Annotated in this window: 11 protein-coding genes and 1 pseudogene; 7 read left to right on the top strand and 5 right to left on the bottom strand. The window is 68.7% G+C overall.

Translation table 11 applies throughout. From position 1 onward, the window contains the following. Positions 1–150 precede the first annotated feature (150 nt). The 3 genes from K228_RS0122715 to K228_RS0122705 form a co-directional block, all read right to left on the bottom strand. Positions 151–1,077: a PfkB family carbohydrate kinase gene (locus K228_RS0122715; RefSeq protein WP_025620472.1), complete on the bottom strand. Its 927-nt coding sequence runs from the start codon at positions 1,075–1,077 to the stop codon at positions 151–153. Beyond that, on the bottom strand, positions 1,074–1,352 hold the full coding sequence (locus K228_RS0122710) for a hypothetical protein (RefSeq protein WP_025620471.1): 279 nt from the start codon (positions 1,350–1,352) through the stop codon (positions 1,074–1,076). Before K228_RS0122710 ends, K228_RS0122715 begins: the two co-directional genes overlap by 4 nt. Positions 1,353–1,466: 114 nt before the next feature. Continuing rightward, complete coding sequence (locus K228_RS0122705) at positions 1,467–2,459, bottom strand: hypothetical protein (RefSeq protein WP_025620470.1); 993 nt, start codon at positions 2,457–2,459, stop codon at positions 1,467–1,469. 353 nt (positions 2,460–2,812) lie between these two features. Here K228_RS0122705 and holA point away from each other — a divergent pair, with 353 nt between their 5' ends. Continuing rightward, positions 2,813–3,793, top strand: a complete 981-nt coding sequence (gene holA, locus K228_RS0122700) for a DNA polymerase III subunit delta (RefSeq protein WP_025620469.1) — start codon at positions 2,813–2,815, stop codon at positions 3,791–3,793. Further along, positions 3,790–4,269 carry a hypothetical protein gene (locus tag K228_RS0122695; protein ID WP_029723901.1) on the top strand — a complete coding sequence of 160 codons (480 nt, stop codon included), beginning with the start codon at positions 3,790–3,792 and terminating at the stop codon, positions 4,267–4,269. Before holA ends, K228_RS0122695 begins: the two co-directional genes overlap by 4 nt. A 111-nt stretch (positions 4,270–4,380) precedes the next feature. On the opposite strand, the gene rpsT is transcribed toward K228_RS0122695, so the two are convergent. Beyond that, positions 4,381–4,647 carry a 30S ribosomal protein S20 gene (gene rpsT, locus K228_RS0122690; RefSeq protein ID WP_012014671.1) on the bottom strand — a complete coding sequence of 89 codons (267 nt, stop codon included), beginning with the start codon at positions 4,645–4,647 and terminating at the stop codon, positions 4,381–4,383. Positions 4,648–4,818: 171 nt separating this feature from the next. Next, entirely contained in the window at positions 4,819–5,880 is a 1,062-nt protein-coding gene (locus K228_RS0122685) for a phosphotransferase family protein (protein WP_025620468.1), read from the bottom strand. A gap of 234 nt (positions 5,881–6,114) precedes the next feature. Here K228_RS0122685 and K228_RS0122680 point away from each other — a divergent pair, with 234 nt between their 5' ends. From K228_RS0122680 to K228_RS0122660, 5 genes and pseudogenes are all read left to right on the top strand, one after another. Further along, a complete protein-coding gene (locus K228_RS0122680; protein WP_025620467.1) occupies positions 6,115–6,651 on the top strand; it encodes a DUF4240 domain-containing protein in 537 nt (178 codons plus the stop codon). A 196-nt stretch (positions 6,652–6,847) separates the two neighbouring features. Next, on the top strand, positions 6,848–8,728 hold the full coding sequence (lepA, locus tag K228_RS0122675; protein WP_025620466.1) for a translation elongation factor 4: 1,881 nt from the start codon (positions 6,848–6,850) through the stop codon (positions 8,726–8,728). A gap of 251 nt (positions 8,729–8,979) precedes the next feature. After that, complete coding sequence (locus K228_RS0122670; RefSeq protein WP_025620465.1) at positions 8,980–9,264, top strand: GlsB/YeaQ/YmgE family stress response membrane protein; 285 nt, start codon at positions 8,980–8,982, stop codon at positions 9,262–9,264. A 122-nt stretch (positions 9,265–9,386) separates the two neighbouring features. Then, a complete protein-coding gene (locus K228_RS0122665; RefSeq protein WP_025620464.1) occupies positions 9,387–10,673 on the top strand; it encodes an extracellular solute-binding protein in 1,287 nt (428 codons plus the stop codon). Then, a pseudogene (locus K228_RS0122660) lies at positions 10,670–10,944 on the top strand (hypothetical protein); the annotation flags it as partial. The gene K228_RS0122665 and the pseudogene K228_RS0122660, both read left to right, overlap by 4 nt.

Raw genomic sequence — 10,944 nt, 5'->3', positions numbered from 1 at the left:
CAATCACCATTTTCCCTTGCCTGGCAGGCACTTTCGCCTTTCCGGACCTCACGAAACCGTTACAAGATCACCACCTGGTGAATGTCCCGGGTTGGCTTGCCCGCGATATTGGCTTCGTGGTGGCAGCGCTCCGGCATCTCACGTAGCGGCTCACGGTGCTGATGTTTGCGGCGGTGTTGGCGGGTTGTGGCTGGTCATGGGCAGCGTGGTGTTGGCGCCGCTGTGTTGGATGGTCTGGGCGGCGATGTGGGTGGCGGTGGTGACGGCGTCGGGTAGTGGGGTCTGTCGGGTGAGGTCGAGGGCGAGGGCGCCGAGGAAGGCGTCCCCAGCGCCGGTGGTGTCGATGACGGGCACGGCGGGGGCGGGGATGGTTCCGGATCCGCGGGGGTAGATGTAGGCGGCGCCGTCGGGGCCGGCGGTGACGACGACGGCGCGGGGTCCGAGTTGCTGTAGGGCGGTGGCTGCGTGGAGGGGGTTGGTGGTGTTGGTGCGCAGGATAGCGGTGGCTTCGTGGTGGTTGACCACGAGGAGATCGAGGTGGCGTAGCAGGTTGGGGTGGAGGTTGGCGTGGGGGACGAGGTTGCCGATGACGATTGGCGCGGGACGTTGATGTAGCAGGGTGGTGACGGGTTCGGCGGGTAGGTCGAGTTGGACGACTATGGCCCGGCTGTTGAGGGTGGTGGTGGCCTGCCGGATGTCGTGCCTGGTGAGTTCGGTGGCGGGGGAGAGGGAAAGGGTGATGTAGCTTTCGCCGTCGGGGGTGACCTCGATGACGGCAGCGCTGGTGGCGGTATTGGGGATGTGTGTGAGATAGCGGGTGTCAACGCCTGTCTCGGTGAGGGCGGTGTGGATTTGGTGGCCCCAGGAGTCGGACCCGATGTTGGCGATGAGACAGGTGCGTCCACCTCGTTGGGCGGTGGTGATGGCCTGGTTGAGGCTCTTCCCGCCGGGACGGGTGGTCAGTGGTGATCCAAAGGTGGTGCGTCCCGGACTGGCGCGGTGGGGGACGTGAGTGGTGAGGTCGACGTTGGCCCGACCGACGAAGGCGACGTCGAAGGGGCGAGCGGCAGGGGTCATACCGGTGTTGGGGTGGCTCTGCGGTACTCGGCGATGAGCCCGAGTTGCCCTCGCACGGTCGGCAGGGTCGTGGCGGCACCGATTCGGTTGTCGGATTCCACGAGTACGCAGCGCATTCGCGTGAAGTGGTCCACGATAGCCGGATCGATCCGGACGGTCTTTGTCTCGTGGGTCGGGCCGCTCTCAGGCAGTGCTGCGATCAGGCTTCCAGGCTCCGCTTGCAGGAGCGCACGGCGACTGAGGTGGGCTTGGCGCATCCGCCCCTGGTCGGCCATTGCCGTCACGATATCCGGGTTGTCTGCTGGGTTGCGGGCGCTGGCCTCGTGTCGAACAGGGGCACGGTGTGGGCTGGTTCTGACGAGGAGTCGGTCGTAGCCGGCGGTGAGGATCTACGTCTCGTACGGATCCCAGTGAGTGGTGTACCGCAGCAGCGAGCGGGCCAGGTCCGAGTGGGCCGCCGCCCATCGAGTGTCGAAGAGGAACCACTGATCGAACCCAAAGAAGCCGTCGATGTACCGGGCGGCCTGCGCGATGTGCGGGTCCAACCGGATCAGCGACTCGATGGGCCGCTCCGTGTGCGGCAGTTCCAGCATGTCCCCGAGGATCGGGGCGTGCGCGGGTGCTGGGTCGACGTCGGCGGGCAACGGGGCGTACCCGGGTAGCCGGGCGTAGCGCTCCAGCGCAGGGCCGATGTCGTTCTCTCCGGGGGCGACGAGGGCCCGCAGGAGTCGGGCGTCGTGCGGCCAATGGTGGGTGTCGGCGTCGTTGACGCCGCGCAGGTGGGCGGCGAGGTCCGGCAAGGTCAGGCCAGGGAAGACGGTGGCGCCGGCCAGATCCAGGTTCCGGATAGTGTCGGGCGATTGCCAGCACAGGTGGACCGAGAAGACGGACTCCGGCCCGGGCGGGGCCAGCCGGACGGTACGAACCGGTATTCCGTGGTCGAAGGTCGCGTCGGGCGCAGCCGTGCTGGGCATGGGCCAGGTGTCGTGCAGTAGGAATGCAAACCGGTCGGACGACGCGGCGGCCTCGTCGTCGACGAAGTAGTAGGCCAGGTCTACTTCGTCGTCATCGGTACGCACTCTCAGGGCGTGCTCGCTGAGCCGAATTAAGTTGTCCTTGTCGGCACCCTCCACCCAGAGGTGTTCGTGCAGCAATTCGCGCAGTTCGTCAACGGTCTCCGGCTGGGGCAGGTCCCGCTTCCGGACCTCCTCGAAGATCGACTCCAGGCCGTAGACGTCGCCGCCCAACTCGCTATCGATCCATACGTCCGGGTCGTCGTGCTCCCAGCCGCGGCGGAACCAGTCGAGCACGGTCGCGTCAGGCAGGGTGACCACCCGCTTGCTGAACGGCGATTCCTCCCGCCAGCGACACACGAAGTACATGCGGCCGACTATAGGTGGGCGGTTTGACCGGAGGCGTGCCGGACCGGGCTGGGTCTGGGAGCTTGGGTACCGACGGCAATGGCTTCACCAGTGGCTGACATCGATGCCGGTACGACCCCCGAGGGCGGCGCGGATGTCGTTGACGCACTACGACGGGTTCGGGGCGGCTACTAGCCCGGGATAGGTGTTCAAGGCGCCGTCGTCGTCATACCGAGCGCTGGGAGCCCCACCCGGCGCTCGGTATGTCAGTTTTCAAGGCGAAACAGACGTAAAAGTCGGGATTTGCGCTGAGTGCGGGCTCTGGCATCGGAGGGCAGACGACCGGGCTGGCGTGCTCGGCTGACCATGCGAATATGGGCGGCGTGACCGCCGCCAGCCTCGCTCCGATTCTGCTCGTCCTCGGTGACGAGGAACTCCTCGCTACTCGCGCGGTCAGCGAGGCGGTCGCCCAGAGCCGGAGTGTGGATCCGGAGGTGGACGTACGTGAATATCAAGCCGGCTCCCTCAGCGTCGGTGAGATCGCGGAGATGCTCAGCCCGTCGCTCTTCGGCGGACGGCGGCTGCTGATCCTGCGGTCCGGCCAGGACGCGCGCAAGGACCTGGCGGCGGCCCTCCTCGACTACGCGAAGAACCCTGACCCCGAGGTGCAGTTGGTCGTGCTCCACCTCGGTGCGGCCAAGGGCAAGGCGTTCGCGGACGGGCTGAAGGCGGCCGGCGCGACCGTGGTGCCGGCTGCTCGGCTGAAGGGGCACCGGGAGCGGGTGGCGTTCGTCCGCGACGAGTTTCGGCGGGCGGGTGGCCGGTGTACCGACGCCGCCGCCGAGGCGCTCCTCGCGGCGGTCGGTAATGACCTGCGCGAACTCGCCGCCGCCTGCTCGCAGTTGATGGCCGACACCGACGGGAAGATCAGCCCGGAGACGGTGGCCCGGTACTACCGGGGACGGGTCGAGGTGTCTGGCTTCACCGTCGCCGATGCGACGATGGTGGGCGACGTGCCGGCTGCGCTGGAAGCCCTGCGTTGGGCGCTGCATGTCGGTGTTGACCCGGTGCCGATCGCTGATGCGCTCGCCGACGGTGTGCGTACCGTGGCTCGGGTCGCCTCCGCCGGTCGGGGAAGCCCCTACCAACTGGCCAGTTCCCTCGGCATGCCGCCCTGGAAGATTGAGCGGGCACAGCGGCAGAGCCGCGGTTGGACGCCGGAGGGGCTGGTGCAGGCCATGCGGGCCGCAGCCGAGTGCAACGCGGCCGTGAAGGGGGGCTCGGACGACCGGGCGTACGCGCTGGAGCGGGCCGTCTTCTCGGTGGCAGCGGCGCGGCAGGGCGGCGCCCGGTGACCGGACCGAGGTCGTGGGCCACCCTGGTGGCGGAGGAGGAGCGCTACCGGCCGTTGTATGCGCGCCTGCTGGGGCTGCGGTTCGTCAACCCCGGTGGGGTGCTCTGCTTCGTCTTCTTCGAGGGGGCCGTCGCGCTGGCGGCGCTACTGGCGCTCGCTGAACTGGTCAGCTGGTGGTCGGTGTTGGTGCTGCCGGCGATGGTCGCGGTGATGGTGAAGATCAACGACGTGGTGGCGGCGTGGGTCGTCCGCTCCGCGGCGCATGTGCCCGACCAGGAGCGGGACCGCTTCCGCCACCAGATGGAGCCGGTGGTCGGCACCGCGCGGGTTGGCTGGATCTGGCACAGCGTTCCCGGCGTGGTCGTCTCGTCCGCGCTGCAGCGCCCAGGGGAGATGGCTCCGGCCGCAGCGCGGGAGTTGCCACCGAGCGCAGCGCGGGAGTTGCCCGTGAGCGCAGCGCCCCCGGTCGAGCGCTGAAACTTCGGCAGCCCGACCGCCGCTCCGGTTAGCATCAGACGCGTGCGGCGGGCAGCACAAAACCCCGGACCGGATCGGACCGGGGTTTCGTCCTGAACTGGTATGGCCTGCTCAGGCGGAGAACGACGCCACGCGCTTGGCGATAGCCGACTTACGGTTCGCAGCCTGGTTGGCGTGGATAACGCCCTTGCTGGCGGCCTTGTCCAGCTTGCGGGCGGCATCGCGCATGAGAACCGTCGCCTTCTCCACGTCGCCGGTCTCGGCGGCCTCGTGGAACTTGCGGATGGCGGTCTTCAGCGACGACTTGACCGACTTGTTACGCAGCCGGCGCTTCTCGTTCTGCCGGTTGCGCTTGATCTGGGACTTGATGTTCGCCACGCGACAGCCTCGTCTGATAGCTCGGGTTGGTCTGCATCCACGCGGCGAGCATGCGTCATCGTCGCGCGAAGTGCCAGGCTACCAGGTCGCTCGGGTAGCGCCAAAAGCCGCCTCCCAGCCGCCGACAGGCGCGGTGTGCGTGGCAGCGGTGCTTCGCCTCCGGCGCGGGGCTCAGCTCCAGCCCTGCCGGTGGGCGAGCCAGGTGAGCGCGTATTCACCGCTGCGGCGCTGGTGGGCCGCGAGCTGCTCGGTCGCGGTCTCCGGCACCGTGGCTGCGGTGGTGAGGAAATAGCCGGCCAGTGCGGCCAGCGTGACATCCAGGGCATCCGGCGGGGCGTCGGCGGCAGCCGGGTGGGCCACGAAGGCGGCGTCCAGCCAGTCGGTGGTCAGGGCGGGCGTCGGTCCGACGGTGGCCTCCGGGTAGGAGGAGCCTGCTGGTTCGGTCAGGGGGCTTGCGCCGCTGGTCCCGGCCAACGCTGCGACGGTGACCTCCTGCTGCTCCACGGCCTGTCCCCCGAGGAGGAGCGTGACCAGGTCGAACCAGGCCGGACCGCGGCAGAGCCAGGTCCAGTCACAGAACCACACCTGCCCGTGCGAGGTGAGTAGCACGTTGTCCGGCCGTAGGTCGCCGTGGATCAACCCGGACGCCGGGGCGAGGTACCCCGGGAGCCGGGACTCGAGCCCGACCAGTTCGGGCAGCAGCTGCTCGAGCCCGGCCGGCAGCGGCGGAGCGGGCTCTCGGCCTGCTGCCACGTCACCCCAGCGGAGGATGTCGGCTTGGGCCAGGTCGGCCAGGTGTGGCGGGTTGAGCGCGGCGAGGTCGCTGGGCGGTGGGTCCAGGGCGGCGGCGACCTCCGCGTACGCGGTCAGGGTGGTGGTCAGCTCCGACGGCTCCCACGGGTGTCTGGGTGGATAGCCGTCAACCACGTCGAGGGCGACGGCGAACCAGCCGGACTCCGCCAGGGTCCAGCGGGTTCGGGGTGCCGGCAGCCCGGGTGGGAGCCGGTCCAGGACCGTCGCCTCTCGCCAGTACCAGTTGGCCAAATGGGAGTCGTGGGGCGCGGCCTTGACGAAGGCCCGGCCACCGTCGGCGGCGGAGAGCACTCCGGCGAAGCCTCGGGTGAAGCCGGCGGTCGCGATGCGGGTGGCGACCACGGGGGCGCCGAGGCGGTCGGCGAGGGCTGCCCGCATACCCACTGGCAGGTCGGACCAGCCGGGCCGGCGGGTGGTCACGGGGCGCGGGGGTGAACTCGGCATCCTTCCAGTGTCGTACGGATTTGCCGGTCCGCCGGGTAAAGAGGGCAACGTGTCGACGGTAAAGAGGCACTGTGTCGATGCGGGCGCGGCGGGTGTCGCCGGTGAGCCGTGACCGGTGGGTCGGGGAGGTGGTTGGGTGCCGGTGACCGGTGGGGTTCGAAGGAGGTGGTTAGGCGCCCGTGACCGGTGGCTCTGGAAGACTGGCGGGTCATGCGGACCGACGACTTCTGGCAGCTGATCGACGAGGCCCGGGTAGGGGGCGGGGGAGCGCCGGATGCGGTCGCCGTTCGGGTTGTGGACCTGCTTGCGGCGCGGGAGCCGGAAGAGATCCTCGGATACACGCGGCATCAGGCCCGGGTGCTGGCCGCCTCGTACCGAGTGGACCTCTGGGGTGCGGCGTACCTGATCAACGGAGGCATCTCCGACGACGGCTTCCACGACTTTCGCGGCTGGCTGATGACCCAGGGGCGCGAAGTGTTCGCGCGTGCCGTCGCCGAGCCGGACTCGCTGGCCGAGCTGCCACCGGTGCGGACCGCGTCGTTGTCGGGTGCGGAGTTCGCCTGCGCTCGAATGCTGGCGGTGCCGTGGGAGGCGTATCGGAAGGTGACCGCGACCGAGCTGCCGGCGCACCGGGACCCGGTTCCGGTGCCGGACCTGAATGACTTCTGGGATTTCGACGACGCGGATGAGGCTCGCCGCCGGCTTCCGAAACTCGCCACCCTCTTCGTCGAGCCACCGGGCGAATAATCGAGTTCATCCAGTTACCAGTGAGCTATCGGGCTGCCGGGCGAGGCGGTCCGGCCTGCCGCTGAGTTGGCCCGGTTCGTCGGCAGGGTGCGCTCGGGTTTGCCCGCACAGCGGACCCGCGAGCGTGGCGTGGGAGCATAGAGGGGGCCGGTGCCGCGCCGGCCCGCTCAACGTCAGTCGACCAGAACGGACCGCTGTGCCACCGACGCTCGATTCCGGCGCGAACATTCCTGGTGCCACCGAACCGGCGCGTATCCGGAACTTCTGCATCATCGCCCACATCGATCATGGGAAGTCGACCCTGGCCGACCGGATGTTGCAGCTCACCGGCGTGGTCGACCCCCGACAGATGCGGGCGCAATACCTCGATCGGATGGACATCGAGCGGGAGCGCGGGATCACCATCAAGAGTCAGGCCGTCCGGATGCCGTGGGCGATTCGGGAGGGGGAGCGGGCCGGCGAGAGCGCCGTGCTCAACATGATCGATACCCCTGGGCACGTTGACTTCAGCTACGAGGTCTCCCGTTCTCTGGCGGCCTGCGAGGGCGCGATCCTGCTGGTTGACGCCGCCCAGGGCATCGAGGCGCAGACGCTGGCCAACCTCTACCTGGCGCTCGAGAACGATCTGCACATCATCCCGGTGCTCAACAAGATCGACCTGCCGGCGGCGCAGCCGGAGAAGTATGCCGAGGAACTGGCCCACCTGATCGGTGGCGATCCGGCGGACTGTATCCGGGTCTCCGGCAAGACCGGCGAGGGCGTGCCGTACCTGCTCGACGAGATCGTCCGGCAGTTCACCCCGCCGGTCGGTGTGGCGGAGTCCTCGGCCCGGGCAATGATCTTCGACTCGGTGTACGACGTCTACCGGGGCGTGGTCACCTACGTCCGGGTGGTTGACGGGCAGATCAACGCCCGGGACCGGATCAAGATGATGTCCACCGGCGCGGTTCACGAGCTGCTGGAGATCGGTGTGATCTCCCCGGAGATGGTCAAGGCCGACGCCCTCGGTGTCGGCGAGGTGGGGTATCTGATCACCGGCGTGAAGGATGTCCGGCAGTCGCGGGTTGGTGACACCGTCACCATCAACGCGCGGCCGGCGGAGGAGCCGCTCGGCGGGTACAAGGACCCGAAGCCGATGGTCTACTCCGGCCTCTACCCGATCGACGGGTCGGACTACCCGAACCTGCGGGACGCGTTGGACAAGCTCAAGCTCAATGACGCGGCGCTGACCTACGAGCCGGAGACCTCCGGTGCGCTCGGTTTCGGCTTTCGCTGCGGCTTCCTCGGCCTGCTGCACCTGGAGATCATCCGGGAACGGCTGGAGCGGGAGTTCAACCTCGACCTGATCTCCACCGCCCCGAACGTGGTCTACCGCGCCATCAACGAGGACGGCGAGGAGGTCGTGGTCACCAACCCGAGTGAGTACCCGACCGGCAAGATCGCTGAGGTGTACGAGCCGGTGGTGCGGGCCACGGTGTTGACCCCGAACGACTTCGTCGGCGCGGTCATGGAGCTCTGCCAGGGCCGCCGGGGCACGCTGCTCGGCATGGACTACCTCTCCGCCGACCGGGTGGAGTTGCGCTACACGCTGCCGCTGGCGGAGATTATTTTCGACTTCTTCGACCAGCTCAAGAGCCGTACCAAGGGGTACGCGTCGTTGGACTACGAGCCCTCCGGCGAGCAGGCCTCCGACCTGGTCAAGGTGGACATCCTGCTGCACGGCGAGCCGGTTGACGCGTTCAGCGCGATCGTGCACAAGGACAAGGCGTACGCCTACGGCACCACCATCGCCGCGAAGCTGCGGTCCCTGATTCCCCGCCAGCAGTTCGAGGTGCCCATCCAGGCGGCGATCGGCAGCCGGGTGATCGCCCGGGAGACGATCCGCGCGATCCGCAAGGACGTTCTGGCGAAGTGCTATGGCGGTGACATCAGCCGTAAGCGCAAGCTGCTGGAGAAGCAGAAGGAAGGCAAGAAGCGGATGAAGATGGTGGGTCGGGTCGAGGTGCCGCAGGAGGCATTCATCGCCGCGCTCTCCGCGGACTCCGGTGGCGGCGGCAAGACATCCGGTAAGAAGTGAGCGCAGCGGCCGCGGCATAGCAGGGCACCCCGGCGTCTGTCCGGGGCCCTGGCCCCGGTGCGGGTCTCGGCGTGGCTGCGGGGCCGGACCGGGAGTGGCTCTGGTGACCTGGCGGTAGTGGGGCTGGGCCGGGAGTGGCTCTGGTGACCTGGCTGCAGGCGGGGCCGGTTTGGGGCTTCTCAGGTCGGGAACGGTGCACCACCGCGTCGCCGGTCACACCGGACTCGCCTTCCCGGCAGAGGAGAACGACCGTGGAGCTGACCGTCTCCGGCATCCTCACCACCCTGCTCGTCGGTCTGATCGTCGGTGCGCTGGGCCGTCTGGTCGTGCCGGGCCGGCAGGACATGCCCGGCTGGCTGCACCTGTTGATCGGTGTCGGTGCCGCGCTGCTCGGGGCGATCGTCGCCCGCTCCGTCGGCTTCGCCGAAGCGGACGGGTTCGACTGGCGTGAGCTGCTGCTCCAGGTTGTCTTCGCCGCCATCGCGGTGGCCGTGGTGGCGCGCCTGGGCTGGCGCGGTGGCAGCGCCCACCGGTGATCCGGCATCCGGTTGCTTGGATCGCGGTCGTTACCCCGCGCAACGGTGCCCCCTGTAGCAACGGAATTTTTCCTACCATGCGGCGCGGAAGCTTTGCGTCGGCGATGCGAGGGAGAAATGGCGTGAACAGGTGGAAGCGGTTGGCCCCGGTCACCGCCGTTGTGGCTTCGGCGGTGATGGTGCTGTCAGCCTGTGGCGGCTCGGACGCGGCAGCCGACCGCAGCGAGCTGGTTGTCTGGATGATGGGCGAGGGCAGCGAGGCGCAGACCAGGTTCCTCGAGGGGGTCGAGGCCGAGTTCCGTCAGCTGCGTCCGGAGACCGACGTGGTGGTGCAGTACCTCCCCTGGCTCGAGGCGCCGAAGAAGTTCCAGGCGGCGCTCGCCGGTGGCGAGGGGCCGGACGTCACCGAGTTGGGCAACACCGAGACCCAGGGGTGGGCGGCGCAGGGGGCCCTGGCCAATCTCACGGAGCGCTTCGGTGACTGGGACGAGGGTCAGGACATCCTCCCCGACCTGGTACGCAACGCCCAGCTCGACGGGGAGCAGTACGGCATTCCGTGGTACGCCGGCGTGCGCGGCATCTACTACCGCACCGACTGGTTCGCCGAGGCCGGCGTCGCGGAGCCGCCGAAGACCTGGGATGAACTGGTCGCCGCCGCGAAGGCCGTGCAGGCGAAGAAGCCGGATACCTACGGGATCGCGCTGCCCGGCAACTCGGAGCTGCCCTTCTACTCGTTCCTCTGGGCCGCCGGTGCGCAGATCGCGACCAAGGAGGGCGACACCTGGACCTCCGGCTACCGCACGCCCGCGGCACAGCAGGCGGTCAGGTTCTGGACCGATCTGGTCACCGTGCACGAGGTGGCTCCGCCCGCCGCTGCTGGCTGGAACGAGATCGACGCCCGAACCCAGTTCGCCACCGGCAATGCCGCCATGGCCTTCGCCGGCAGTTGGCAGCAGGGCGCCATCACGAAGGACAATCCCGAGATCGAGCAGGTCTGGGGCACCTTTCCCATTCCCGGTCTCGACGGCGAGCCCGCACCCGTCTTCGCCGGCGGCTCCGACCTCGCGGTGTGGGAGGACAGCGAGCGCAAGGACCTGGCCTGGGACTACCTCACGGTGCTGCTGAGTAAGAAGAACGACGCGGCGTTCGCCGAGAGCCTCGGCTTCTTCCCGGTCTACCGGGATCTGGTCGGCGACGACCGGTACACCAACGACAAGATCATGGCCTCGTTCGCCACCGCGATGCGGAATACCAGGCTCACGCCGCTCACCCCGAAGTGGGTGGAGATCAGCCGGACCAGGACGGTGACCCAGGCGATGAACAGCTCGGTCATCAAGGGGCAGAAGACGGTCGAGGAGGCTACCGCCGACGCGGCCGCAGAGATGGAAAGCATCCTCAACGACCGGTGACCGCCTTGACCGAGGCACCGGAGACGACCGCCGCGCGAGGCACCCCCGTGCGGCGGCGTCGTCGGCCGGACCGCCTCCCGTATCTGCTACTCCTGCCCGGCCTGGCGATCATCGGGGTGCTGCTGCTCTGGCCGCTCGGCCAGGTGGTGGCGATGTCCTTCTTCGGGCTGGACAACGCACGGCCCCGGCGTTGTTCCGGCTTGAGGTGTTCTGTCCGTGTTGATGACCGGTCGGGCGGGAGTTGTGGGACGAGCGCGACTCTGATGATCTT

Origin of the sequence: Salinispora cortesiana, assembly GCF_000484695.1 — a bacterium.
GTDB classification, from domain to species: domain Bacteria; phylum Actinomycetota; class Actinomycetes; order Mycobacteriales; family Micromonosporaceae; genus Micromonospora; species Micromonospora cortesiana.
Note: the sequence above shows the minus strand (reverse complement) of the source record. Positions and strands in the feature narration are given on the sequence as shown.